This is a genomic window from Rhodoferax sp. MLSD5-FHT05B10 (genome assembly GCF_058793415.1).
Genome location: NZ_JBXAFT010000001.1, coordinates 282,448 through 307,077, shown reverse-complemented (window position 1 = coordinate 307,077; position 24,630 = coordinate 282,448). Strand labels below are relative to the sequence as shown.

Sequence of the window (24,630 nt, the reverse complement as noted above, 5' to 3'; positions counted from 1 at the left end):
TTCCGCTGACCTCCGTTTCCCTTCAGGAAACATTAGCTGGTTAAAGCTGGTTTGATTAACCTTCCGCGGCACGGCTGAACCGTTTAGCGGATGCGACTGTGGCGTGGGAAGGGCCTAGTAACAAGCGGAATTGTGCCACTGAATGGGCTTGGAGAGGAAAATTTCGTTGCACGATCTCTGGCAACTTGTAGGGGATATGTCAGTTTCAGCAAGCAGGAAAATGCGTTGATCCATGCCATCCATCGCCTGCAGCCCGTGGGTTTTACGCGCCTACGCGGGCACTCCAGCCAGCTCTACCCGGTTTCGCCCTCGCCGCTTTGCCTCGTACATGGCGACATCGGCCCGATTCAGTATGCGCTCACCGGGCTCCCCTGCTTGCAACGCGGCAACACCAAAGCTGGCCGTGATCGAAATCGATTTGCCCTCGAACAGAAACGGTGTTTCGGCCAGCAAAATTCGAACCCGGTGCGCGATTTCCTGCCCGCCGTCCAGCGACGTATCCGGCATCAAAATCACAAACTCTTCGCCACCATAGCGCCCCAAAATGTCGATCGAGCGGATGGCACGCATGACCACTTCGACCGCATGCACCAGCGCAGCATCGCCCACTTTGTGGCCATATTGATCGTTGATCAATTTGAAGTGATCAAGATCCAGCAGTGCACAAGCCAGCGGTACGCCACTGCGATTCAACCGCTCCTGCTCGACACCCAGGCGTTCGCTCAAGGCTCGCCGGTTCAGGCATCGGGTCAAGGCATCCTTGTCCGCCAGTTCGCTGATTCTCCGCAACAACTTCCCGACCACCAGTCCCGTTATGGCAATGTTGATCACGATTAGGATCACCACAAAGGTCCATAGAAATAAGGTGAAACTGCCTTGCTTGGGGGCGTTTCCCCCGCCACTGGCGATCAGCGCCAGAAACACAGCCGCCGTACGAACGCCAAAAAGCACCCCAGCGGCTGAAAACGGAAAAGCCACCACCATTTTGGTGGGCAGCGCAAAGCCCTCCTCCCCCATTCCTCTGATGCAATCCCAGGCCGTTGCGGCAGCGACCAGGCATGCAATCACATTGAAGGGAACCGCTCGGTGAAAATAAGAGCTGTCATCTGGCGCCAGCGCAACCGTCAACACGATTTCCGCCAGCAAGGGCAACAACAGAACCAGCAACGGCACAGGCTTCTTGCCGATGATGGCCGACACGCCGGTCCTGAAAGACGCGATGCCGCCAATGACGAGCCAGTCGGCAATCTGGAAACTGATGAACCCCGGATTGGCCGCACGCTGCATGACCAGCACGGTACCCAGGCCGATGCCCAGATTGGCAAGGCAAAAACTCAAGGGGGCTTTGGGTGAAACCCGAAATGCCAGTGCGGTACTCAGCCACGCAATGGCAAAAACAGCAGCAATAACCAGCATTGCCATCCGAAGCGTACTGTCAACCAGCTCCATACCCCCCTCGATTTCTCGAAGTTATTTGGGGGCAGTGTAGCCTTGATGTTCGTTCCGTGCCAATTCCCCTTCGCCCGTGTGCGCCCGATCTTTTCAGAAGCTTCGCGTCAGCCATTGGCCACGCTGAACGACGCGTCACCCGGCGCCTAGCTGAAGAACGCCACCGATCGAAAGTTTTGCTTGGGAAAGCTCTGATACGGGGGAAGGAATGAAAACGCGAACCTTTCGCCGCGTCTCACAAAGAATAAAGGACTCAGCCTTGCGGTCAAGTCCTTGATTCGATTGGTGGGATCTGAGAGATTCGAACTCTCGACCTACGGATTAAGAGTCCGCTGCTCTACCAGCTGAGCTAAGATCCCGATCTTTTGCGTGGAACACCCTTTGCCATCATACAACGCGAAGTGCCCACAAAATACTGGTGGGACGTGCGGGGGTCGAACCCACGACAAACGGATTAAAAGTCCGCTGCTCTACCAACTGAGCTAACGTCCCGACAGGTTGAAATAAAGTTATTTATTGCTTCCTGCGAAGCTTTCAATTATAGCGTTTTTTGATCCGCCCTCAGCTTTCGCTGAGAAATTTTATCGAGCACCCAGCCTGCTGCACACAAACCAAACGTCGCCGTCACGGATACGACCGAGCCATAGCCATGGCAGTTCAGTGAGTTGTCGGCCTGCGTAGCACAGGATGCGTCGGCGGCCATTACCGCCTCACGACTGAACACACACACAACACCCATCTTCTTTCCATCTCGGGGAGCATTGTGCATTTTTCGCAACCGGTAACGCAGTTGCGCCAACAGGGGGTCGTGTGTAGTTTCGCTCAGGTCGGCAATGTCGACCTTGTGTGCGTGGCGCTTACCTCCCGCCGCACCAACTGCAATGAATAGAGCCTTGGTACGCCGTGCCCAGTCAGCCATGGCTGCCTTGGCAAGAACCTGGTCGCAGGCATCGATCGTGGCATCCACATCTGCTGGAAGGACAGATGGCCAATTGTCGGGTTCTACAAAGACATCCACACAGGTTACTGTGCATAAAGGGTTGATGAGTGCAATGCGTTCCCGCATGGCCTCCACCTTGGACATGCCCACGGTAGGTGTTAGGGCATGCACTTGCCGGTTGATGTTGGACTCTGCCACGTGATCCATGTCGATCAGGGTCAAGCGCCCGACACCGCTACGTGCCAGAGCCTCAGCTGCCCAAGAGCCTACGCCTCCCACTCCCACGATGGCTACATGTGCGCCGCGCACCGCTTTGGCAGGCTCAACACCGTACAACCGATCCAGTCCTGAGAAGCGGCGATCAAGATCGGCCGCACCGACGACCTGTGCCGACACGTCTTGACGGGAAGTCAACTCGCCCAAAAGCGCTTACCTTAAACGCGCCAGGCGATCTTTGGCTGCGATGGCGGCCTCCGATGCGGGGTACTTGGCAAGCAACTCCTCCAGCGTTTTGCGAGCGGCCTTGGTATCTTTCATCTCCAGCTGGCAGTTGGCTATAGCGAGCACAGCCTCTGGCACCCGCATGTGGTCGGATGCCTGGGTTACCAGGCTCCGAAAACTGGCCAACGCCGCCTTGTAGTCTTTGGTTGCGTACTGGGCATTGCCCAGCCAGAAGAGCGCCGATGGGCGGTACCCCGTGCTCGGGTACCGAGTCAGGAAATCGACCAGGGCAACTTGCGCATTAGCGAATTCGCCCTTGCGAAAGATTGCGAGCGCGGCATCGTAATCACGTTTCTCGGCGACTTCTGCGCTGAATTCCCGGCCATCCAGCATCACGGTTGCGGGTTCAAATTTGCGCAACCGCTCATCCAGCGACTGCACGGTGTCTTTCTGACGCCGCTGCAGCTCCGTCAGGTCACGCGCCATCTGTTCGTTCTGGCCACGCAACTGGGCCAACTCCGCGCGAACAGTCTCCAGCTGGTTCTGCAAATCAACAAGGCTGCGCCGAAGTTGCGCGCCGTCTTCCGCAGAACGCCGCATTTCTTCCGTCGAGTCCTGCATTTTTTGGCGCAGGTCCAGAATGGCTTTGCGAGCTTCTTCGTCATCAAAAAGACCCGCGGATGCCGTTCCAAAACTGCAGCCGAGCCACAAGGCTACGATTGCGAAGCGGGTCCACCGCGCTGTGACAGAGTGCAGAGATGTATTCATCGGTAGGTAATTTCAGCGCGCCGGTTTTTCTCCATTGCAGCTTCGGTGGAGCCCAGTTCTGCCGGCTTTTCCTTACCGAAACTGATGGCTTCCAGCTGGTTTTCGGAAACGCCCAGCAGGCCCATGGCCCGTTTCACCGCCTCAGCACGCCGTTGCCCCAGTGCCAGGTTGTACTCACGCCCACCGCGTTCATCGGTATGGCCTTCAATAGCCACTTTCCTGTTCTTGTCCGATTTGATGAAGCGCGCGTGCGCCTCAATCACGGACTGGAACTCTGGACGAATGACATAACTGTCGTAATCAAAATACACCACGCGAGTAGTGGCCCGCATCGCCGCTTCCTGGTCGGACTTTCCGAGATCAACGGGAGCAACGCCCCCCTGTCCCACAGCCGATCCTCCGGCACCAATATCGGAAACGCTGGTACCGGATTTGTCTTCCACCGGAACGTTGTCCAACTTGACCGCCGAACCGCACGCCGTCAGGAATACAGCGACGGCTGCAGCCACTATCAATCGATTCATTCCAAACTCCTGGTTAAATTGCGCTTACTTTTGCACTGGACCCCAATCGGGCTCACGAATGTCACCATTTTGACCTGCCAAGCGGGCCTTGATTTTCCCGTCCAGAGTGGTGGTCATCAATGCCTCCCGCCCTTGTTGCTGGGTCGCGTAAATGATCAGGCGACTATTGGGAGCGAAACTGGGGTTCTCGTCTGCACTGGTGTCGGTAACGGGTGTTGCTGTTCCTGAGGCAAGCTCCATCACATACAGCTTGAAAGCACCGCTCACCCGCGAAATATAGGCCAACCACTTCCCATCCGGGCTCAATGCCGGAGAAATGTTGTAAGTACCGGAAAAAGTGACCCGCTCCGGATTGCCGCCCCCCGAAGGCACACGGTAGATCTGCGGCGAACCGCCACGGTCACTTACAAAATAAATTGTTTTCCCGTCCGCTGTAAATGTAGGCTCCGTATCAATGGAGCTGGACTGCGCCAAGCGCCGCGGTTCCCCGCCCGCTGCATCCATCAGGTACAACTGGGAACCACCGTCCCGACTGAGCGTCACTGCCAGCGTCTTGCCGTCCGGGGACCAAGCTGGCGCGCTGTTGGACCCCTTGAAATTAGCAACCAAGCGCCGCTTGCCTGATGCCACGTCATGCACAAAAATAACCGGCTTGCGCGATTCAAAGGACACGTATGCAATTTGTGTTCCATTGGGCGCCCAGGTCGGAGAAATGATTGGCTCAGAACTGTTGAGCGCGCTTTGCGCGTTTTCACCATCGGCATCCGCAATCCACAAGTTGAACTTCTGCCCAACTTTGGTCACGTAAGCAATGCGGGTCGAAAAAACACCTTTATCCCCCGTGAGCTTTTCATACACAAAATCTGCCAGGCGATGCGCTACCAAGCGCAAATCTCCCGCGGTAACTACATAGCTTTGCCCACCCAGGTCCTGTCCGCGCACCACATCCCACAAACGCATGCGCACATCGAAGCGCCCATCTGCCAGCCGGTTGATACTTCCGGTCACCAGCGCATCCGCACCTTTCTGACGCCATGCAGAAACGTCGGGACGGGATCCCTCGTCCAGAGCAACACCACCGGTATCCACGCCACGGAATTGACCGCTACGCTCCAGGTCCGCCGACACAATGGCCGCCACTTTTTGCGGCGCAGCGTCGTCTCCTCGAAACGGAACAACGGCAACTGGAAACTGGGTCAACCCGACGCCAGACACTTCCACACGAAATTGGGCAAAAGCGGGAAGACACAGCAACCCTGCGAGGAAAGAAAACAAGAAGCGTTTTAGCATGTGTGCATTATCCCAGTCTTGTGATCACCGCATCATCGTTGATCCTGTTTTGAGAAAAACCCGACACGGGCAGGATCACTGCCGTTTTGGCACGTTCCGTTACCGTCCGTGCGTTTTGCGACTCCTGATCACGTGCGGCCTCTTTGTGCCAGAGATGAAACACCTCCGTGGCACAAAACCCATTTTTCCGTATGACGCCGCTGTGATGCAGACGCAGGACGAAATCAGCATCTTCATGCCCCCATCCAACAAACGACTCATCAAAGCCATCCACCCGCTCAAAGTCAGAACGCCAAACACCCATGTTGCAGCTGCGTATGCCCTTCCAGGAAAACGTCCGCTCAACCCGTCCAAAGCGTTCTGGCAGACGTAGCAGGCCCGTGAGTTTGCTGGCATGCCCCAGGATGCGCTGTTTGATCCAATACAAACCGGAACGGCCGCAGATTGTCTCAGCACCAGCGAGCACGCGCTGGGTGATGGCTGGCGATAGAAGAACACGACTGCCATTGACAAAGCAGCCTGGCTCGGCCAACCATTTGTGCCGCGCCACGAAATCCATCTCGGGAACGCAATCACCGTCGAGGAAAACAACATATCGACCACTGGATGCCGCAACGCCCCGATTGCGAACCCGGGAGGCCGTGAAACCGACATCCGGATGCCATACGTGCACAACCCCCAATTCCTTGGCCTCCGCCGATTCGAAAATTCTGCGCTGATGCTCGGCCCGCGAACCATCATCCGCCACGATCACCTCGAAATTACGGTCTGTCTGCAGAGACAAGCCGTGCAGAACCGCCAGCAAGGCATCGCTGCGGTTATAGGTGGTGATTACCACTGATACAAGATCGGAAGCGTTCATTTTGAACTAGACTACGCGGCTGGCAACATGCCGTTTGCGCCTGAAAGCCGCCGAATACTACCATCCCCGATGAGCAAAATTTCCGTCTACATCATCGCGTACAACGAAGCTGAAAAAGTTGCTGCCACCATTGAAAGCGCGAAATGGGCCGACGAGATCATCTTGGTCGATTCGAACAGCACCGATGGGACACAGGAAATAGCCGCGCGCCTGGGTGCCAGAGTGGTACAGGTGGAGTTCAAGGGGTTTGGGGATTTACGCAACCAGGCCATTGCAGCATGCAGCCATGAATGGATTTTCAGCCTGGATGCTGATGAAAGATGCACCCCGGAAGTGGCGCGGGAAATCCGCAATACGGTCAACAACCCCGATGCGGCAGATGCCTACTGGATGCCGCGTCGCAATTTTTTCATGGGACGCTGGATCAAGCGCTCGGGCTGGTACCCCAATTACCGCCAGCCTCAGCTGTTCCGTAAGGGTGCCATGCACTACGACCTCAAGCCGGTACATGAAGGCTACATTCTCAATTCCACCAAACCCATCGGCCACCTGAAGAATGCCATCTGGCAATTTCCATTCAAGAACATGGCCGAGGTCATGCACAAGGCCAACCGCTACTCGACGCTTGGGGCGGAAAAAATCAAACACAAGAATATTTCCATGGGCATGGCACTGACCCACGGTATCTGGTCTTTCGTGAAGCACTACATCTTCAAACTGGGTTTCCTGGATGGATGGGCCGGTTTTGTCATTGCACTGGGCAACTTTGAGGGTACGTTTTACCGCTACGTGAAAGCGCTGGAAATGCAGAAGGGGGACGTGTGGAAAGCGCCGAGAATAATGGCTGCTCATTCGAAAAATGAATAAAGCAGACCGAGCCCTGTACATTCGACTCTTGGGTTTCCTGCGGCCCTACTGGAAGGCGTTCTCCATCGCCACGCTCTGCATGGTGTGCACCGCAGCCACGGAGCCGGTGTTTCCAGCCATCATGAAACATCTGCTGGACAGCGGCTTTCGCACCGCCGATGCGCGCATGGTCTGGCTGATTCCCACAAGCATAGTCCTGCTGTTTCTAGCGAGAGGGGTGTTATCGTTTTTGACCAACTACCTGATGACATGGGTGTCGACCCGTCTGGTGGTGGATCTGCGCCGTGCGATATTTGACAAACTTCTCGGCACGCCGACACAAGCATTCCACACGAAGTCTGCCTCTTACTGGATTACACGTATTCACAACGATGTGGACGGAATCAACCAAGCCGCCACCAACGTGCTAGTGACCGCCGTCCGCGAGTCGCTGACTGCTGTAGCACTTCTGTCTTATCTGGTGTATCTGGACTGGAGACTCACCCTGATTACGCTGACCGTGGGGCCTGTGATTGCGGTGCTGATCCAGGGCTTCGGACGTCGCATTCGCAAAGCCAGCAAAGCCAGCCTAGAGTCATTGCGTGCAGTCGCGCATACTGTAGAAGAAACCACCGCAGCCCACAAGGTCATCAAGATTTACGGCGGCCAAGAGCAGCAGAGCGAGCGCTTTCGCGCGGTAACGGAAAGCTTTCGCCGCAGCATGATGAAGGAAGCTGTTCCCGCTTCTGCCTTGACTCCCATTACGCACATGACAGCGTCTATTGCCATTGCCTTCATCATATTCATGGCCTTGAGTCGATCCATGGGCCAAGCGGGTGACACAGCAGGTGGATTTGTGTCATTTATTACCGCCATGTTGTTGCTAATCTCTCCGATCAAGCAGCTCACCACAATCAGCCCCATCCTGCAGCGCGGACTAGCTGCATGCGAAAACGTCTTCGGTGTACTAGATGCCCCCCTGGAGGCCGACACTGGGCAGGCCAATCTTTTCGAATGCAAGGGGGAAATCCGGTTCGAGAATGTGGTTTTTCGCTATCCAGGCAGTAACAAGCTGGCACTCGACAACATCAATCTTCATGTGTTGCCAGGACAGACCATCGCTCTGGTAGGCGCGTCTGGAGGTGGAAAAAGCACATTAGCTTCCCTGATTCCACGCTTCTATGCCCCAGAGTCTGGCCGCATCACCATTGATGGCGTTGACATCAGCACACTGACACTTTCAAGCCTTCGCGAACATATCGCACTGGTCAGCCAAGATATTGTTTTGCTGAACGACAGCATCGGTGCAAATATTGCATTCGGTCAATCGCGAAACGCAGAGGAAACAATAGTACGGGCGGCCGCAGTGGCTGCCCATGCTTGGGAATTTATTTCCCAGATGCCCCAAGGCCTAAATACGCTCACCGGAGAGAATGGCGCATCGCTTTCGGGGGGGCAGCGCCAGCGCATAGCCATTGCTCGTGCGCTGCTCAAGGATGCCCCCATCCTGATACTGGATGAAGCTACGTCCGCCTTGGATACAGAGTCAGAACGCGTGGTACAAGACGCATTGGCAACCCTCATGCGAAATAGGACTACCCTAGTTATTGCCCATCGCTTGAGCACCATTGAGCGTGCAGACCTGATCGTGGTACTGGATCAGGGCCGCATTGTGGAGTCCGGCGACCACTCCACGCTGCTCCAGCGCAATGGCTATTACGCCAACTTACGGCGACTACAGACATGAAGATACCGATACTGATGTATCACCAGATTGACGAACCACCGCCGCGTGGTACGCCACTGCGTGGACTGATCGTAGCTCCATCGTCCTTTGCGTGGCAGATGCGCATGCTCCGTTTGCTGGGCTATCGCGGCCTATCCATGCGGGATCTGGAGCCCTATCTGCTTGGAGAGCTCACAGGCAAGGTCGTTGGTATTACCTTTGACGATGGGTTTCAGAACAACCTCCACTATGCCCTGCCTGTCTTGCAGGCAAACGGATTCACAGCCACTTGCTATGGCGTCAGCAGTCTGGTGGGTAAAGCAAACATTTGGGATGCAGGAAAGGTGGCAGAAAAGCCGCTCATGACGGAGCAAGACTGGCTTGCTTGGCACGGTGCTGGCATGGATGTTGGTTCCCATACCCAAACCCATGCCAATTTAACAGAGCTGACCGCGGAACAGGCTCAAGAGCAGATTTCTCTTTCAAAGGATCAACTGGAACAGCTGATCGGTGCTGAGGTTCGGCACTTTTGCTACCCGTATGGATGGTTCACCCCCGCGCACCAAGAAATGGTGCGTGCAGCGGGCTACATCACCGCCACCAGCACGCGAAGAGGGCGAGTGCAGCTCCACGACGACTTTTATGCCTTGAATCGCATCATGGTGGCACGGGCGACAAACCCGCTGCAGTTTTTCATGAAGGTGGCCACCGATTACGAGGATCGCCGCGCATGACGGCGCTTGCCCTGTACTGCAAAAGCTACCGAACCGATCTTCGGCGCGTGGTGCGCCTCGTACAGTCCATTGAACGATTCAATGAGCAAAAAATTCCCGTATACGTTTCCGTACCGGATGCCGACCTCTTTCTTTTCCAAAGTCACCTCGATGCAACATCGGTCAAGCTTCTGTCAGACGAAAACATTCTGGAAGCATCTCCACGGCTTGACTTGACACGGGTGGCAAGCATGCACGGCGCGGTTGCACAGCAGGTAGTGAAGTCAGAATTCTGGCGACTTGGGCTTGCGGATACCTATGTCTGCCTGGATTCGGACGCTGTATTTATCAGGCCCTTTTCAGCGAGTGATTTTTTGGCCCCAGACGGATTCCCCTACACCGTTCTGGATGAGGCACATGATCTGCTCGAAGGTGCCATGCAACATGGTCGCCACCGCATAGTGGACGCCTTTGTCCGTGAAGCCGATCTGGTGCAACAAAAATTTGGTCGTGTAGGACGCCGCTACAGCTTCGGACCATTTCCTTTGGCTTGGCACCGTAATGTATGGGAATCGTTGGACAGAAACTATCTTCAGCCACGCTCCATGAGCTTTGCCGATGCCATACTGGAGGCTCCCATTGAGTCGCGCTGGTATGGTGAAGCACTTCTGGCCTACCGCGCTATTCCACTGCATCCATGCCAGGCTCTTTTCAAGGTCTACCATTACGCATGGCAATTAGATCAGGAAACGCGCCAAGGAGTCACCTCGGAACAACTCGCCAAGCTTTACTGCGGAGTGATTTACCAGTCAGCTTGGGAGCGTGAAATGGATTGGCCCAGTGAAGGCGGTGGTGTCCTGTCACGCTGGGGCCGACAACTTCGCCGAAAGCTCGGCAGAATATGACAAATACCGACATTCGTCGCATCCCAATCCTTCTCACCTCCAGTGTGGTAGCTCACGACAAAGGGGTACGTCTGCAAGACCCCGAAGAACGTGCACGGCTTGCCATGGAGTCCATCCTGAAGTGGCGTGCTATTGCCCCCATGAATCCCCTGGTGCTTTGCGATGGCTCCGACTTTGACTTTTCGCCCTCAGTGTCCACGTTAGAAGGAAGCGGCGCCGTGGAATGTTTGCATTTTCGCAATGATGTGGACTTGGTCCAGCTGCATGGTCGTGGCTACGGCGAAGGTGAAATCGTGCGCTATGCTTTGGAGCACTCGCAATTGATTCAGTCAGCTGGATGCTTTGCCAAATGCACTTCCAAGCTTTGGGTTGAAAATTTCCATGAATGCATAAGCCAATGGAATGGTGACCTTCTGCTGAAAGGTGTTTTCAGCAATGTTTTCTCACCAAGAAAAGCGACAGAATTAGCCTATATCGACACCCGCTTCTATGTTGCAAGCGTGGATACATACAGGCGCTTCTTTGTACGTGCGCACCACGCGATCCGATCCAAAGAGGGGCACGGCTTGGAAGAAACTTTCCGTGAAATTTTTCTAAACAACAAATTAAAAGGGCGTCTGATGTGCCCGCCACCCATTATTTGTGGCGTAGGAGGCGGCACTGGTGTTTATTACAAAAATACCCCAATACGCAGGCTCAAGGAAAAATGGCGCTACGCATTAACGAAGCGCCACCCATTATTCAAACGCTGGTTTTCCTGAGCGAATCTGCAAGACAAGTACCATCAGAAAAAAAGCCTGCATCTGCAAATAATGCTCTTGGTAGACCGCATCCGTCATTCCGCGCAACAACCAGAATACCGATAAAAGCAGGAGGGCCATGGCGGCTGGCCATTTCTCCTTGTTTCTCAATGCAGCCCAGCCCAACTTTGAGAAATTAAAGAACACCCATGCGTACAGGATGGCACCCGCCCAACCCAACGCCAAAATCAAATTGATCCATGCATTGTGGGCATGCGAAAAATCCATCACTGGTACATGACCGCATAGCTGTGCAATTCGATGCTGGTACGCATCGCGCCCACCATTCCAACCCCAAAGGTAACTGGTGCTGAGTTCTGCACCGACACGGGCCAGTAGCACGCGTCCGCCGTCCCCTTGAAAACCGTTGGTCAGCAATATCGACATGTATTCGTCATCTTTATCTGCATTTTTCTGATGAAGAGAGTCTGCCTCCAAAGAAGTCAGACCGTTACATAAAACGTCTTTAGGTGCCTCTACCTGAAACCCAATCGCCATCTTGTCCCACATGGAATACCAGGTCGGATTGTGAGAAACAACTTTCCAAAAAAATACAAGGCACAACACCCCAATACCCAACATCAGGTACCCGACCGATCGACCTAATTTGAGTCGAATTCCTCGCGCATATGCGTGGTGATTACGTATGAAAATACCGTAAATCAAACAAGACATGACAAGTATCAGCAGCCCGAAATATGCTGCAGCACGCGACTGGGCAATCACTACACTGACAAAGCAAAGTGACACCAAAACACCCGCCCTTATCGCCAACCCACGGTCAGCCTGAACCCAGGCCGCAAACATAACAGCCAAGCTGAGGCACATGGCCTGTGACGCTGGATAACCCAAATTACCATGCATGGGCTCGATACCCCGGAACCCCATAGGAAACGCATGCGAAGCATTTTTGATTTGAGAAAAATCAGTCAGCACAGCAAGCAATGACTGCCCAGCCTGCTGAAGCGAAGGGTCTTCGTAAAAAGCAGGTTGCAGAACGCCCCCCCACGCCAACGCTGTCAATGCCAAATGGATGAACACCGGAACAGCACTGACCAATGCGAGGCGCCACAAACTCAAGCGCTCTGCGCCCAGAATGAGGAAAGAGCCCCAAGCCAGTAACCACGTCAGGACAGATTCACCCCACATTCCCTTGCCAAGCAGGTTGCTCAAGGCTCCCGCACCATCTGGAGCGATCAAGGGAAACAAAAGCAGATAGGCGCACCAGAGCCAAACCGGCAAGGGCACAGCGAAAGCAAGCTGGACCATAGATCCAGTATTTTTGCGTGCTTCAAACCACATATACCCGAATAACACGACGAGCAATACTGCGTGCAGAACATTGCGCAAAGCAATCGTTCCCGAAACGGAAAGAATGCCGGCAAACACGAACAAAAAGGCTAAATATACCGACTGGAATGTCTTGAGATTCATGTATTTCTTCAGCGATTCTGAACTTCAAAAATATGACCTAACAACAGGGAACCGGCTTGTGACAAGTGATTCTCGTCCTTGAAAATACTGTGTCCATCCTGAATGATGGGGCAACGCCCTTCGCGGCAAAGTGCTACATTGGGATCCACGACATGAACCCGAGGCCATCGGGACAGCACCTGCAATGCACTGACACGTACAGCCTCTGACTTCACGTCGTCGGACAGCTTGTCAATCACACAAGAGTACGGGGGCTTGCGACCGAATGGCAGCGATCCCATGCACAAGCGCGGGTCGAATCCAGGCTCTACCACCGGCAAGAAGTAATACACCTGCTTGCCAGCAGATTGCAGCATGGCCAGCGTCGCATCCAAGCCTTTCTCAAAGTCCTGACGTGCCTGCGGCGAAGACTGCGCGTTCAGGTAGCGTCCCCGAAACACCAACGCCACCGCACGAATCTGGGAATCACTAGCGATATCGCGCAACGTCGCTTCCATATGGCGTCCACACTCAGACAAACCATTGCTACCGCCCACAGCCCTCACTGGCACACAAGCCCCTTTTCCACGCACAGCCAAATTCAGCCCCTGAGCATCAAAGGCTTTCTCCAACCCCCAGAAAGCATGCACCGCATGGCTGTCCCCCAAAACAACCGCACTCACCGGCTTGTCCGGATGGGCCAGCAAACAGACGTCACGTTCAGGGAATTTGAAAGGTTTGTCGCACTGTGCCTCAGTAATCAGCCCCTGCTTCTCAAAATCAAGAAAGTCTTGGCTGGCAACTTGGTCCATCTGTATCAGGTTTTTATGGCGTATCCGCTCCAGTCCATGCCGATCATGGATATTCTTGCCCAAAAAGCCAATGATGGTCATGGCAAGCACCAGCAGTGCGATTACCCAACGACGCGGCAATCTGCGCAAAGGCAACTCCCACAGTCGGTAGGTAAGCACCGCCAGTAATAGACTGGCTAACACCAACCCTAGGCGCAATCCCGCCGATGCCTGGCCGCTTTCGATAATGTAGGCAAAACTCAACAACGGCCAGTGCCAAAGGTACCACGGGTAGCTGACTTTCCCCAGAGCAACCATCCACGGTTGGCGCAATAAGCGCCCTGTCCAATCGGACGCAGATGGCACTGCAATCAAAACAGCCGCAGCCAATACGGGCAACCCTGCCACCACACCGGGGAACGGCACGGTCGCATGCAGCAAAGCAGTGGCACCCAAGAGAGCCGCAACAGCGAATCCCCGAACCACCGGCGGTAGCAAGCTGAAGCGCCGCACTGGTTGCAGCGCCAGCCATGCGCCAACAAGCAACTCCCAGGCACGGCTCAGTGGAGAATAAAAGGCTTGGGTTCGGTCGCTCCAGACCCACCAGACAGACAACAATAACGAGCACAATGCCAGGGCCGCCACGGTACGCACGGTTTTGTATTTGCTCCGCAGAATCAACCACAAAACCAAAGGCCAGACGATATAAAACTGTTCTTCAATCGCCAGTGACCATAGGTGCAACAACGGCTTGGCCTCTGACACTTTGTCGAAATAACCAGCTTCCCACCACAAACCGAAGTTGGAGAGAAAGGCCGCGCCCAGTCCCAGGTGCTTGCCCAGTTGCATGTACTCTTCGGCCAACAAGGTATGCCACCCTGCGGTCAGGCACGCCAGCAGCACCAGAATCAGTGCCGGGAAGATACGCAGAATACGCCGTGCATAAAAGGATGCAACGCTCCAGTGACCGCTCTGCATCTCCTGCTGCAGGATGCTGGTGATCAGATAACCAGAGATCACGAAGAAGACATCGACCCCGATGAACCCACCAGGAAACACCGTCGGAAATGCATGGAAGGCGACTACGGTCAGAATGGCGATGGCACGCAGACCATCGATATCGGAACGGTAGGAAATGCTCACGAGGTACCCTCCGTCACCAAACCATCCAGTAATGTGGCAACAGCGGCCTGTGTCGTATAGGGACTGGACAAACCGTTGTCTAACAGCCCGCCCTCCAGCCAGCAATCGAACAATTGCCCAGTCAGCAAGGCCAAAGCGGCCTCTGCACTGGCGCTCTGGGTTTCCACCACGCTATGCCCCTGCCCCCGCAGCAACGCCGCCATCTGCGGATTGCGATGCACAGTCGCCAAGATGGGCCGCTGCATCCACAGATACTCGTACAACTTGGACGGAATGTACTCGGCGCAGATGGGCTCTGTGCCGTGCAACAGCAGCAACACATCCACACTGCGCATGCGACGCAAAATTTGCGCACGGCCAGACAATCCTGTGAACGGGTCCGCTTCAATGCGTCCCAAATGGCGCACCATGTCCCGTACCGGGGATTGAGCGAGACAGGACTCGGACACTGCGTCCAACGGCCCACCGGTGACCTGCAGTTCCACCTTATTCCGCAATTCCGGACGCTGGGCCACCACGGTTTCCAGTGCTTCAATGATAGGCCGCAGGTTCCGTGTATTGGAAAGCGATCCAAAATGCCCAATCACCATCTTGGGGCCCGGTACATACGGTGGCAACTCCTTAAACGGAGCATCAATGCCAGGCATCATCATCTTTCCACGATCACCCAATTGCGGATGCCGCCGCTTCGCGCTGGCCAACGCCTGCTCGGTAAACCAGATGGCAACATCGGCATCGGTGCAGATCATCCGCTCCACTTCAGCTTGCATGCGCTCCTGCGGGGTGTGCGGGACGCTGCCCGGCATCACCAGCGGGTCATGCACTTCAGCCAGCCAACGCACACACAAGGAGCGCTTCAATGCATGCCCCGCCACATGGGCGGCGAAGGCACCACCGGTAGAGTAGATCAAGTCAAACTTGCGTTTTCGGGCCAACAGCCACCCCACTAGGTAGGCGCTGAGCCACCACGACCAAGAGCTTTCCACGCGGCACAGCAGTTTCTCCAATAGCATGAACGGCAGCAATGGAATGCTCAACAGTACCATCACCAGTCGATAGGCCAAGGGGCTCGGCAAGTGCTTGCGCAACACGTGACGCAGCTCGAACCGGATGCCCGCAGGCCCCGCAGGCCAAAGCTGATGGTGTTCGAAATGTGTGTCCTTGCGACCGGAAACGCCGCTGAGAATCACCAGTTCGATGCCCGCCGCCTCCAGATGGGGCAGTTTGTCGGTGATGGTCTGGCTGGCAGCGCGTCCGTCCATATTGAAAGCGTGGGACAAAACCAGCCAGCGCTGCACGTAGCGCCTGGCAATCCAGCGGTACATCACTTCATAAGTTGCTGCAGCCTGATCCCAGGAGCGGGCCTGGGCAAACGCCATTGCAGACGTTGATAGTTTTTCCGCCAAAGCCGTATTGCCGAGCAGGGCCTGCAGGATAGTGGCTAGCTGGGTTGCATCTCTGGGATCCTCAAGTATCAGCGCGTTCTCGCGATCCCTCAGGTCCTTTGCAATACCGCAATAGGGGACATCACTCACAACCACCGGCAGGCCGTGAGCCATGGCTTCCAGCACTACCATGCCATAGGAATCTTCCAGTGTTGGGTGAACCAGCGCATCCGCTGCACGGTACGCTACCTCCATATCACGCTGGCTACCTAGAAAGTGTACGCGTGCACTCAAACCCTGTCGCTCTACCTGTGTCTGCAACATCCGCATTGCTTCACCCTGGCCGACCACGGCAAGATGAACCTGTTCGGGCATGAGTTCTAGGGCTTGCAACAGTGTGGGCAGGCCCTTCTTGACCAGATCATTTCCCACGAAGAGCAGCAACATTGCCTCGATTGGCAAGCCCAGCGTCCGACGGGCTTGCTCACGCGCTTCGGCGGACGCCCCTCCAGGCCCGGCGTCAACGCCTGGCGTCACCACCTCCAGCATGGAGACCGATGCCGGGTAAGCCACCTCCAACACACTTTTCAGGGAGGAAGAGGTACACACCACCTTTTTTTTCAATGCCCAAGCATAACGACGCTTCTCGAGCCACAAATAGGTCAGCAAACGCGGACTGGTCAGCACCTTGAGCCAACGCAACGCCAGCGCAGCACCGCACTTGCCCGCAAACAGCGTGTATTTCACCGGCAGCACGTGAACCGTTTGCATATTCCCGTGCCAGGTGTTTTCATGCGAATGCACAATGTCAAAGCCGGTGCGCGTGGCGCGCCAGGTGGCCCAGGCGTAATAGAGCTGGTTGATCCAACGCGGCCGTGCCATCGGCCTGGGAACGCGGTGATAAACCACTCCAGGAAACTGATGTGCGATGTCCTGCGCAAACACATGCACCTCATGGCGCGCCGCCAACTGCTCCACCAGCGCGATGGAGTAACGCTCTGCCCCCCCCCCGGTTGTCGAAAAATTGCGGCTCAAGACCGCAATACGCAATCGCCTCGTCATGTCATCTCGTCACAACAGCACAATGTCATACTGCTCCTGCCCCATCGCAGCCTCGCTCTGCAACGACACTGGTTTGCCGATGAACTCACTCAAGCCGGCCAGGTGCTGGCTTTCCTCGTCCAGAAACAGCTCAATGACCTTGGGGGATGCCACCACGCGGAATTCGCGCGGGTTGAACTGGCGGGCCTCGCGCAGAATTTCGCGGAAGATGTCGTAGGCCACGCTGCGCGCCGTCTTCACGATACCTTTGCCTTCACATACCACACACGGCTCGCATAGCATGTGCGCCAGCGATTCGCGGGTGCGCTTGCGCGTCATTTCCACCAGACCCAGCTGCGAAAAGCCGCCGGCCATGGTCTTGACCCGGTCCCGGGAGAGCTGCTTCTTGAACTCGGCCAACACGGCTTCACGGTGGTCTTCCCGCACCATGTCGATGAAGTCGACAATGATGATTCCACCCAGGTTGCGCAGGCGCAACTGCCGGGCAATTGCCTGGGCCGCCTCCAGATTGGTCTTAAAGATGGTGTCATCAAAATTGCGGGCCCCCACAAAGCCGCCGGTATTGACATCCACCGTGGTCAACGCTTCCGTCTGGTCCACGATCAGGTATCCACCCGATTTCAGCTCCACCCGGCGCGCCAGCGCCCGGGCGATTTCCTCGTCGATGGAAAAGAGGTCAAAAATGGGGCGCTCGCCCTTGTAGTGCTGCAACTTCCCCGCCGCCATGGGCATGAACTCGGCACCGAAAGCCTTCAGCGCTGCAAACTGCTCCCGAGAGTCGACCCGGATGGTCTGGGTGGCCTCGCCCACCAGATCGCGCAGCACACGCTGTAACAGGCTCAAGTCCTGGTGCAGCAGGGACTGCGGCGGCAACCGTACGGACGCATCCTTGATACGGGCCCACGCCTTGCGCAAATAGCCGATATCGTCGGCCAGTTCGGCGTCCGAGGCATCCTCACCGTTGGTGCGCAAGATGAAACCGCCCCCCTGCGAGCCCACCAGCTGCTGCAGACGGGTGCGCAACTCATCGCGCTGGTGGGGCGGAATTTTCTGAGAGACCCCGATATGGTCGTCCTGCGGCAGGAACACCAGCAGGCGCCCTGCAATGCTGATCTGCGTGGAAAGACGGGCGCCCTTGGTCCCGATGGGCTCCTTGATGACCTGCACCATGATGGCCTGGCCCTCAAAAACCTGCTTTTCGATCGGGATCGGCGGCGCGGCGTTCTTGGTGATGAAGGGGGCCTCCCCTTCCGGCTGACGGTGCCAGACATCCGCCACGTGCAAAAACGCGGCACGCTCTAGCCCGATATCAATAAACGCCGATTGCATGCCGGGCAACACCCGGGCCACCTTGCCCAGATACACATTGCCTACCAGCCCGCGCTCCAGCGTGCGCTCCACGTGCAACTCCTGCACCGCGCCGTTTTCCATGATCGCCACCCGGGTTTCCTGGGGTGACCAGTTGATCAGAATGTCTTGCTGCATGGCGTTGAGTCTAGTGTGATCCAGCCGGCGGGCATCAAAGGATAAAGCCCAAGGTCCGCAACGCCTGGGCCGTTTCAAACAAGGGCAAGCCCATGATGCCCGAATAACTGCCACTGATATGCGCAATGTGCGCGGCCGCCCTGCCCTGCACGGCATAGGCTCCCGCCTTGCCCATGGGCTCGCCCGTGGCGACATATGCTGCGATGTCATCTTCGCTCATGTCCGCAAACGTCACCCAGGATTCACTGCACGCCGCCACCCGCCGTTCACCCCACCCCAGCGCAATGGCCGTGATGACCCGGTGCGGGCGATTGGACAGCGAACGCAGCATGCGCTTGGCGTCACCGGCATCGGCCGGTTTGCCAAAAATGGTTTTCCCTATCGCCACGGTGGTATCGGCGCACAGCACGGGCGCAAGCGGCAGTTGCCGTCGCGCCAGGCGCGCCTGCGCCGCGGCCAGCTTCAGCCCCGTGACGCGCTGAACATAGGTCTTGGGCGCCTCGTTGCGCAGCACCACTTCCAGCGCCTCCGCGTCTTCCTGCGCATCGGGCAGCAGCAATTCATGGCGCACACCCAACTGGTCCAGCAACTGGCTGCGCCGCGGACTTTGGGATGCCAAATAGACAAAGGAATGCATGACGCAGGATTACTCGCGGTGGTAAGGGTGATTGGCGTTGATGGACCATGCGCGGTACAGCTGCTCAATCAGCAGAACCCGTGCAAAGGCGTGCGGCAAGGTCAGGTCCGACAAACGAATGCGTTCATGCGCCGCCTGCCGGAACGCCGGCTCCAGACCGTCGGGACCGCCAATCACCAGGGCCACGTCACCGCCCCCCAGCTGCCACTCCTTGAGCCGTCCGGCCAGTGCAACGGTGCTCAGGCTGGTGCCCCGCTCATCCAACACCACGATGCGAGCCCCCTTGGGAATGGCTGCCTCAATGCGGGTGCGTTCCGCGGCGTACAGCGTCTCCAGGGTCTTGGAGCCCCGGGGTTCGGTCTTGACCGCCTTGAGCTCTACGCGCAACTCATGCGGAAAGCGCTTGGCGTAATCGTCCCACGCGGTCTGCGCCCAATCGGGCACGCGCAGGCCGACGGCAACAATGACCAGCCTCACGGGTATATCAGGCTTTGCGGGCAGCCGTCTTCTTGGCAGCGGCCTTGGCGACTGTCTTGGCCGCTGCCGGCACCACCACCTTGGTCACCGTTTTGGCAGCCGTCTTCTTCACGGGAGCCGCCTTCTTGGCCGGGGTTGCGGCGCCTGCTGCCTTGGGTGCAGCGGTCTTGCGTGCGGGTGTCTTGGCTGCGGTAGCTTTCTTGGCTGCCGCTTTCTTCAACTGGGCCTTGGACGGGAATGCTTCCTCAACACCTTTCTTGGCCGCGTTGGAACGCTTCAAGCTCGTTTCGGCTTTGGGCGCCGCCTTGGCGGGTTTGGCACCTTCTGCCACTGCGGGTTTGGCCGCTCCCAGCTTCAGGCGCACAGGCTTCTCGCCCCACAGTTCTTCTAGGTTGTAGTACTGACGGAAGCTGGGTTGCATGATGTGCACCACCGCCTGGCCGCAGTCCACGATGATCCATTCGCCGTTGGCTTCGCCTTCCACACGCGGCTTGGCGAAACCTGCCTTGCGCACGGCATCCAGCACGCTGGCAGCCAGACCCTTGGTCTGGCGGTTGGACGTACCGGAGGCCACAACCACCCGTTCAAACAAGGCCGACAGATGTTCGGTATCAAACACCTGGATGTCCTGGGCCTTGACGTCTTCCAGACCGTCCACGATGGCACGTTGAAGTTTCGTAATGTCTTTTTTTGCAACGGTTGGTGTAGTCATCAGGCTGTTTGGTAAAGGTGGTGAAGGGCAATATAACGCGCAACGGGCTCAAAAACCAGTGGGGCAACGCTTTGGTGGTTCGCCAGATGCTGGCGAATGTCGGTGGCGCTCACGTCAACGGGAGGCATTTCCAGGCGACGCGCATTTGGCACAGCAGGCAAAAGGGCATCAAAAGCACCCTCTCCGCCCGGAAAACCTGCGCGGTCAGCTACACAAATTATAGCGAGCTGCGGAATCTCCTCCCAACGGTGCCAGGAAGTCAGGGCCTGCGCCTGGTCCTGGCCCAAAATCAGGAACAGCTGGGCCTGGGGATGCTCACTGTGCAGCTCCCGCAAGGTGTCCACGGTATAGCTGGCACCCGGGCGCCGGGTTTCGCGCGGATCGACGCTCACCCCCTCCAGCCCCGCAAAAGCCAGCTCGGCCATGGCCAGCCGGTGCACGGCCGGCGTCAGGTCACGGGCTTTGTGCCAGGCCTGGCCGGTGGGGATGATGCACAGGGCGTCAAGCTGCAGTTGCGCCAACGCCGCCTGCGCCAGTGCCCGGTGCCCCAGGTGGGGCGGATCAAAAGCCCCTCCGAATACGCCCATGCGCCGGACTTGGCCAGGAATGTCGCTCACACCCAATCCCGCCGCACCAGGAACTGCCGGTACAGGGCTTCTTCCGGCGAGCCCTCCTGCGGGACCGCCTGGTAGGTCCAGCTGACCAGGGGCGGCATGGACAACAGAATGGACTCGGTACGTCCCCCGGACTGCAGACCAAAATGGGTACCGCGATCCCACACCAGATTGAACTCCACGTAGCGCCCGCGGCGGTAGAGCTGAAACTCCCGCTCGCGGGTCCCGTAGGCAGCGTCCTTGCGGCGCTCCACGATGGGCAGGTACGCCGTCAGAAACGCATCGCCAACCGAGCGCATCAGCGCAAAACCGTTGTCAAAGCCGCCCTCGGAGAAATCGTCGAAAAAGATACCGCCCACGCCGCGCTGCTCGTTGCGGTGCTTGAGGAAGAAGTAGTTATCGCACCACGCCTTGAAACGGGGGTATTTGTCCTCACCAAAAGGCTGCACCGCATCGCGGCACACGGTATGGAAATGGCGGGCGTCCTCGTCAAAGCCGTAATACGGCGTCAGGTCCATGCCACCGCCAAACCAGCACACCGCCTCCTGCCCGGGGTGCCCCGCCGACAGCATGCGCACATTCATGTGCACCGTGGGTACATACGGGTTGCGGGGATGGAACACCAGCGATACCCCCAGGGCCTCAAATGGCGCCCCCGCCAACTCCGGCCGGTGTTGTGTGGCGGACGGCGGCAGGGCTGGGCCGCGCACGTGCGAGAAGCCACACCCCGCACGCTCGAACACCGTGCCCCCTTCCAGGATGCGCGTCATGCCGCTGCCCTGCAGGGGCTCGCCCGGCGCCTTGGCCCAGGCGTCGGCCAGAAAACTCCGCTCGTCCAGCGCAGCCACCGCGCCGGTGATGCGTTCCTGCAAGCCCTGCAGATAGGTTTTCACCGTGCCCACGCGTACATCACTCATACTGACTCCGATTGTTGCTGACTGGCATTGTTGCCCATGAGCCGCACCGGCGCCGCCTGCTCGGGTCGGTAGCCCTGCACGCCCTCGTAGACGGCGGCAATGCGGGCCATGTCCTGCTGCTCGTCACCGCTGAGCCACAGGAAATCGACAGCGGCGATCTCCCGCCGGCCAAAATCCGCCCGCACCAGACCCAGCGGCACGCGGGCTTGCACCGCTATGCGGTAAAAACCGCTGCGCCAGCCCGGCTGCGCCCGGCGTGTGCCCTCCGGGGACAATGCCAGCCAGAAATACCCATTTCGTGCCTGCCGCTCGCGCAACAGATCGACCATCTGCCCGACCACGCCGCGCGAGGCACTGCGGTCCACCGGCACGCCCCCCATCCAGCGCAGCCAGCGCCCGAACAGGGGAATGCGAAACAGGCTGTCCTTGCCCCAAAAACTGGCTTGCACGCCCAGCGCCCACTTGGCCAGTATCAAGACCACAAAATCCCAGTTGCTGGTGTGCGGATACACCACCAGCACGCCCTGCTGTGCCGGCAGGCCGTCAAAACGCAGCTTCCAGCGCAGGGCACCCAATACCCAGGCCGCCAGGCGGCTGCCCTGGGGCTGCACCGGGTACGGCTTGGGAAACTCCCCGCCCGACAGCGAATCCGTCAGCCCCTCGGGCGCCATGGACTCAATGCCGCACCGCGCGATGACCGATGTCATTGCGGTACTGCATACCGTCAAAACATATTCCCTGAATCACTTCATACGCCACCTGGCGGGCAGCACGCGCGTTTTCGGCCAGTGCCGTGACGCACAGCACGCGGCCTCCGGTGGTGCGCACGGTGCCGTCGCGCAACTCGGTCCCGGCGTGGAACACCATGGCGTCGTCGCTTTCGGCCGGCAGGCCTTCAATGGCGTCGCCCTTGCGGGGCGACAGCGGATAGCCATGCGCAGCCAACACCACGCCCAGCGCCGTACGGCGGTCCCACTCCAACTCCATGTTCGCCAGCCCGCCGGGCTCGGCCGCAGCCCACAACACGTCGAGCAGATCGCTCTTGAGGCGCATCAGGATGGGTTGTGTCTCCGGGTCGCCCATGCGGCAATTGAACTCCAGCGTCTTGACCTGGCCCTGCGCGTCAATCATCAGGCCGGCATACAGGAAGCCGGTGTAGGGGATACCGTCCTGCTCCATGCCCTTGAGCGTGGGCAGAATGACCTCACGCATGGCCCGCGCATGGATCTGGGGCGTCACGCACGGTGCCGGCGAATACGCGCCCATGCCGCCCGTGTTGGGGCCCTGGTCGTCATCCAGCAGGCGCTTGTGGTCCTGGCTGGTAGCCAGCGCCACCACGTCCTTGCCGTCGCACATGACGATGAAGCTGGCTTCTTCGCCTTGCAGGAATTCCTCGATCACCACGCGGGCACCGCCGTCGTTGTGCGCGACACCCAGTGTGTTGTCCAGCAGCATGAAGTCGATCGCCTCGTGGGCCTCGGCCAGCGTCATGGCCACCACCACGCCCTTGCCGGCGGCCAGGCCATCGGCCTTGATCACGATGGGCGCGCCCATCTGGTTGACGTAGGTGTGCGCCGTCACCGGATCGGAAAACGTGGCGTACTCGGCCGTGGGAATGCCGTGGCGGCGCATGAACGCCTTGGAGAACGCCTTGGAGCTCTCCAGCTGCGCTGCCGCCTTGGTCGGTCCGAAGATACGCAGGCCATACTTGCGGAACTCGTCCACCACGCCAGCTGCCAGCGGGCCTTCAGGCCCCACCACGGTCAGGCCGATCTTGTTTTCCTGCGCCCACTCCCGCAGCTGCACCACGTCCGTGATGGCAATGTTCTTCAGGCGGGCGTCCAGCGCCGTGCCGCCGTTGCCGGGCGCCACGTACACCATCTGCACCTTGGGGGATTGCGCCAGCTTCCAGGCCAGGGCGTGTTCGCGGCCACCGCCGCCAATAACTAGTACGTTCATAGTGCAGCGTTGTGATAAATCTCTTGGGTGTCGTCCAGGTCTTCCAGCACGTCCAGCAGCTTTTGCATGCGTTCGGCGTCTACACCCGTCAACTCAATGGTGTTTTCGGCCCGCATGGTCACGCCGGCCACTTCAGGATGCAGGCCAGCAGCCTCCAGCGCCTGTTTGACCGCCTCGAAGTCCGCATAGGCCGTCAGCACCTCGATGGCGCCGTCGTCGTCGGTGATGACATCTTCGGCGCCGGCTTCCAGCGCCACCTCCATCACTTTGTCTTCACTGGTGCCGGGGGCAAAAATCAACTGGCCACAGTGCTTGAACTGGAACGCCACCGAACCCTCGGTGCCCATGTTGCCGCCGTGCTTGCTGAACGCGTGACGCACTTCGGCCACGGTACGCACCCGGTTGTCGGTCATGGTGTCCACAATGATGGCGGCGCCACCAATGCCATAGCCTTCGTAGCGGATTTCCTCGTAGCTCACGCCCTCGGCGTTGCCCGTGGCCTTGTCGATGTTGTACTTGACCCGGTCGGCCGGCATATTGGCCGCCTTAGCCTTGTCCACGGCCAGGCGCAGGCGCGGGTTGGCGCTCAGATCCCCTCCACCCGCACGGGCGGCCACGGTGATCTCACGGATGATGCGTGTCCAGATTTTTCCGCGCTTCTCGTCCTGCCTGCCCTTGCGGTGCTGAATATTGGCCCATTTGCTGTGTCCTGCCACGGGGATTCCTTCAAAAAATCGTTACGCTATTGTTTCGATTGTACTTTTTGAGGTT

General features: G+C 57.9%; 23 protein-coding genes and 2 tRNA genes. 5 read left to right on the top strand and 20 right to left on the bottom strand.

Features of this window, described 5'->3' with window-relative positions:
* Window positions 1-270: 270 nt before the first annotated feature.
* The 8 genes from AC1Q5W_RS01445 to AC1Q5W_RS01410 all read right to left on the bottom strand — a co-directional run bounded on the left by AC1Q5W_RS01445 (window position 271) and on the right by AC1Q5W_RS01410 (window position 6,274).
* On the bottom strand, window positions 271-1,449 hold the full coding sequence (locus AC1Q5W_RS01445; RefSeq protein ID WP_492645946.1) for a sensor domain-containing diguanylate cyclase: 1,179 nt from the start codon (window positions 1,447-1,449) through the stop codon (window positions 271-273).
* Window positions 1,450-1,732: 283 nt separating this feature from the next.
* Window positions 1,733-1,808 (bottom strand) — tRNA-Lys (locus AC1Q5W_RS01440).
* 57 nt (window positions 1,809-1,865) lie between these two features.
* Window positions 1,866-1,941 (bottom strand) — tRNA-Lys (locus AC1Q5W_RS01435).
* A gap of 46 nt (window positions 1,942-1,987) precedes the next feature.
* Window positions 1,988-2,812, bottom strand: a complete 825-nt coding sequence (locus AC1Q5W_RS01430) for a tRNA threonylcarbamoyladenosine dehydratase (protein ID WP_492645945.1) — start codon at window positions 2,810-2,812, stop codon at window positions 1,988-1,990.
* Window positions 2,813-2,818: 6 nt separating this feature from the next.
* A complete protein-coding gene (ybgF, locus tag AC1Q5W_RS01425) occupies window positions 2,819-3,598 on the bottom strand; it encodes a tol-pal system protein YbgF (RefSeq protein ID WP_492645944.1) in 780 nt (259 codons plus the stop codon).
* Window positions 3,595-4,122, bottom strand: coding sequence for a peptidoglycan-associated lipoprotein Pal (pal, locus tag AC1Q5W_RS01420; protein ID WP_492645943.1), 528 nt, complete (start codon window positions 4,120-4,122; stop codon window positions 3,595-3,597). The genes ybgF and pal overlap by 4 nt, the downstream gene beginning before the upstream one ends.
* A gap of 24 nt (window positions 4,123-4,146) precedes the next feature.
* On the bottom strand, window positions 4,147-5,412 hold the full coding sequence (gene tolB, locus AC1Q5W_RS01415; protein ID WP_492645942.1) for a Tol-Pal system beta propeller repeat protein TolB: 1,266 nt from the start codon (window positions 5,410-5,412) through the stop codon (window positions 4,147-4,149).
* 7 nt (window positions 5,413-5,419) lie between these two features.
* Window positions 5,420-6,274, bottom strand: coding sequence for a glycosyltransferase family 2 protein (locus tag AC1Q5W_RS01410; RefSeq protein ID WP_492645941.1), 855 nt, complete (start codon window positions 6,272-6,274; stop codon window positions 5,420-5,422).
* Window positions 6,275-6,343: 69 nt separating this feature from the next.
* Between AC1Q5W_RS01410 and AC1Q5W_RS01405 the strand changes: the two genes are divergently transcribed.
* From AC1Q5W_RS01405 to AC1Q5W_RS01385, 5 genes are read left to right on the top strand one after another with little or no spacing between them, the layout of a single operon-like run.
* Window positions 6,344-7,141 carry a glycosyltransferase family 2 protein gene (locus tag AC1Q5W_RS01405; RefSeq protein WP_492645940.1) on the top strand — a complete coding sequence of 266 codons (798 nt, stop codon included), beginning with the start codon at window positions 6,344-6,346 and terminating at the stop codon, window positions 7,139-7,141.
* Window positions 7,134-8,867, top strand: a complete 1,734-nt coding sequence (gene msbA / locus AC1Q5W_RS01400; protein WP_492645939.1) for a lipid A export permease/ATP-binding protein MsbA — start codon at window positions 7,134-7,136, stop codon at window positions 8,865-8,867. The genes AC1Q5W_RS01405 and msbA overlap by 8 nt, the downstream gene beginning before the upstream one ends.
* Window positions 8,864-9,580, top strand: a complete 717-nt coding sequence (locus tag AC1Q5W_RS01395; RefSeq protein WP_492645938.1) for a polysaccharide deacetylase family protein — start codon at window positions 8,864-8,866, stop codon at window positions 9,578-9,580. Before msbA ends, AC1Q5W_RS01395 begins: the two co-directional genes overlap by 4 nt.
* Window positions 9,577-10,464 carry a DUF6492 family protein gene (locus tag AC1Q5W_RS01390; protein ID WP_492645937.1) on the top strand — a complete coding sequence of 296 codons (888 nt, stop codon included), beginning with the start codon at window positions 9,577-9,579 and terminating at the stop codon, window positions 10,462-10,464. Before AC1Q5W_RS01395 ends, AC1Q5W_RS01390 begins: the two co-directional genes overlap by 4 nt.
* Entirely contained in the window at window positions 10,461-11,225 is a 765-nt protein-coding gene (locus AC1Q5W_RS01385) for a hypothetical protein (protein ID WP_492645936.1), read from the top strand. The genes AC1Q5W_RS01390 and AC1Q5W_RS01385 overlap by 4 nt, the downstream gene beginning before the upstream one ends.
* On the opposite strand, the gene AC1Q5W_RS01380 is transcribed toward AC1Q5W_RS01385, so the two are convergent.
* From AC1Q5W_RS01380 to AC1Q5W_RS01325, 12 genes are read right to left on the bottom strand one after another with little or no spacing between them, the layout of a single operon-like run.
* The gene (locus tag AC1Q5W_RS01380) at window positions 11,202-12,698 is read right to left on the bottom strand and encodes a hypothetical protein (RefSeq protein WP_492645935.1); all 1,497 of its coding nucleotides are present in this window, start codon (window positions 12,696-12,698) and stop codon (window positions 11,202-11,204) included. The genes AC1Q5W_RS01385 and AC1Q5W_RS01380 overlap by 24 nt on opposite strands.
* Window positions 12,699-12,706: 8 nt before the next feature.
* On the bottom strand, window positions 12,707-14,611 hold the full coding sequence (locus AC1Q5W_RS01375; RefSeq protein ID WP_492645934.1) for an acyltransferase family protein: 1,905 nt from the start codon (window positions 14,609-14,611) through the stop codon (window positions 12,707-12,709).
* Window positions 14,608-17,058: a glycosyltransferase family 4 protein gene (locus AC1Q5W_RS01370; protein WP_492704009.1), complete on the bottom strand. Its 2,451-nt coding sequence runs from the start codon at window positions 17,056-17,058 to the stop codon at window positions 14,608-14,610. The genes AC1Q5W_RS01375 and AC1Q5W_RS01370 overlap by 4 nt, the downstream gene beginning before the upstream one ends.
* Window positions 17,059-17,067: 9 nt before the next feature.
* A complete protein-coding gene (rng, locus tag AC1Q5W_RS01365) occupies window positions 17,068-18,543 on the bottom strand; it encodes a ribonuclease G (RefSeq protein ID WP_492645932.1) in 1,476 nt (491 codons plus the stop codon).
* A gap of 34 nt (window positions 18,544-18,577) precedes the next feature.
* Window positions 18,578-19,180, bottom strand: coding sequence for a Maf family protein (locus AC1Q5W_RS01360; RefSeq protein ID WP_492645931.1), 603 nt, complete (start codon window positions 19,178-19,180; stop codon window positions 18,578-18,580).
* A gap of 9 nt (window positions 19,181-19,189) precedes the next feature.
* Window positions 19,190-19,657, bottom strand: coding sequence for a 23S rRNA (pseudouridine(1915)-N(3))-methyltransferase RlmH (rlmH, locus tag AC1Q5W_RS01355; protein WP_492645930.1), 468 nt, complete (start codon window positions 19,655-19,657; stop codon window positions 19,190-19,192).
* Window positions 19,658-19,664: 7 nt separating this feature from the next.
* Window positions 19,665-20,369, bottom strand: coding sequence for a ribosome silencing factor (gene rsfS / locus AC1Q5W_RS01350; protein WP_492645929.1), 705 nt, complete (start codon window positions 20,367-20,369; stop codon window positions 19,665-19,667).
* Window positions 20,369-20,986 (bottom strand): nicotinate (nicotinamide) nucleotide adenylyltransferase, encoded by a 618-nt coding sequence (gene nadD / locus AC1Q5W_RS01345; RefSeq protein WP_492645928.1) that lies wholly within the window; start codon window positions 20,984-20,986, stop codon window positions 20,369-20,371. Before nadD ends, rsfS begins: the two co-directional genes overlap by 1 nt.
* Entirely contained in the window at window positions 20,983-21,900 is a 918-nt protein-coding gene (hemF, locus tag AC1Q5W_RS01340; protein ID WP_492645927.1) for an oxygen-dependent coproporphyrinogen oxidase, read from the bottom strand. The genes nadD and hemF overlap by 4 nt, the downstream gene beginning before the upstream one ends.
* Window positions 21,897-22,607, bottom strand: a complete 711-nt coding sequence (locus AC1Q5W_RS01335) for a 1-acyl-sn-glycerol-3-phosphate acyltransferase (protein ID WP_492645926.1) — start codon at window positions 22,605-22,607, stop codon at window positions 21,897-21,899. The genes hemF and AC1Q5W_RS01335 overlap by 4 nt, the downstream gene beginning before the upstream one ends.
* Window positions 22,576-23,859, bottom strand: coding sequence for a phosphoribosylamine--glycine ligase (gene purD / locus AC1Q5W_RS01330; protein WP_492645925.1), 1,284 nt, complete (start codon window positions 23,857-23,859; stop codon window positions 22,576-22,578). Before purD ends, AC1Q5W_RS01335 begins: the two co-directional genes overlap by 32 nt.
* The gene (locus tag AC1Q5W_RS01325; protein WP_492645924.1) at window positions 23,856-24,575 is read right to left on the bottom strand and encodes a YebC/PmpR family DNA-binding transcriptional regulator; all 720 of its coding nucleotides are present in this window, start codon (window positions 24,573-24,575) and stop codon (window positions 23,856-23,858) included. The genes purD and AC1Q5W_RS01325 overlap by 4 nt, the downstream gene beginning before the upstream one ends.
* Window positions 24,576-24,630: the final 55 nt, after the last annotated feature.

Coding starts and splice junctions, on each gene's coding strand:
- AC1Q5W_RS01410 (WP_492645941.1), bottom strand. CDS start 6,274: ATGAACGCTTCCGATCTTGTATCAGTGGTAATCACCACCTATAACCGC.
- rsfS (WP_492645929.1), bottom strand. CDS start 20,369: ATGACTACACCAACCGTTGCAAAAAAAGACATTACGAAACTTCAACGT.
- AC1Q5W_RS01395 (WP_492645938.1), top strand. CDS start 8,864: ATGAAGATACCGATACTGATGTATCACCAGATTGACGAACCACCGCCG.
- AC1Q5W_RS01390 (WP_492645937.1), top strand. CDS start 9,577: ATGACGGCGCTTGCCCTGTACTGCAAAAGCTACCGAACCGATCTTCGG.
- rng (WP_492645932.1), bottom strand. CDS start 18,543: ATGCAGCAAGACATTCTGATCAACTGGTCACCCCAGGAAACCCGGGTG.
- purD (WP_492645925.1), bottom strand. CDS start 23,859: ATGAACGTACTAGTTATTGGCGGCGGTGGCCGCGAACACGCCCTGGCC.
- AC1Q5W_RS01335 (WP_492645926.1), bottom strand. CDS start 22,607: ATGACATCGGTCATCGCGCGGTGCGGCATTGAGTCCATGGCGCCCGAG.
- AC1Q5W_RS01370 (WP_492704009.1), bottom strand. CDS start 17,058: ATGACGAGGCGATTGCGTATTGCGGTCTTGAGCCGCAATTTTTCGACA.
- AC1Q5W_RS01360 (WP_492645931.1), bottom strand. CDS start 19,180: ATGCATTCCTTTGTCTATTTGGCATCCCAAAGTCCGCGGCGCAGCCAG.
- tolB (WP_492645942.1), bottom strand. CDS start 5,412: ATGCTAAAACGCTTCTTGTTTTCTTTCCTCGCAGGGTTGCTGTGTCTT.
- AC1Q5W_RS01405 (WP_492645940.1), top strand. CDS start 6,344: ATGAGCAAAATTTCCGTCTACATCATCGCGTACAACGAAGCTGAAAAA.
- pal (WP_492645943.1), bottom strand. CDS start 4,122: ATGAATCGATTGATAGTGGCTGCAGCCGTCGCTGTATTCCTGACGGCG.
- AC1Q5W_RS01380 (WP_492645935.1), bottom strand. CDS start 12,698: ATGAATCTCAAGACATTCCAGTCGGTATATTTAGCCTTTTTGTTCGTG.
- AC1Q5W_RS01385 (WP_492645936.1), top strand. CDS start 10,461: ATGACAAATACCGACATTCGTCGCATCCCAATCCTTCTCACCTCCAGT.
- ybgF (WP_492645944.1), bottom strand. CDS start 3,598: ATGAATACATCTCTGCACTCTGTCACAGCGCGGTGGACCCGCTTCGCA.
- AC1Q5W_RS01445 (WP_492645946.1), bottom strand. CDS start 1,449: ATGGAGCTGGTTGACAGTACGCTTCGGATGGCAATGCTGGTTATTGCT.
- msbA (WP_492645939.1), top strand. CDS start 7,134: ATGAATAAAGCAGACCGAGCCCTGTACATTCGACTCTTGGGTTTCCTG.
- hemF (WP_492645927.1), bottom strand. CDS start 21,900: ATGAGTGATGTACGCGTGGGCACGGTGAAAACCTATCTGCAGGGCTTG.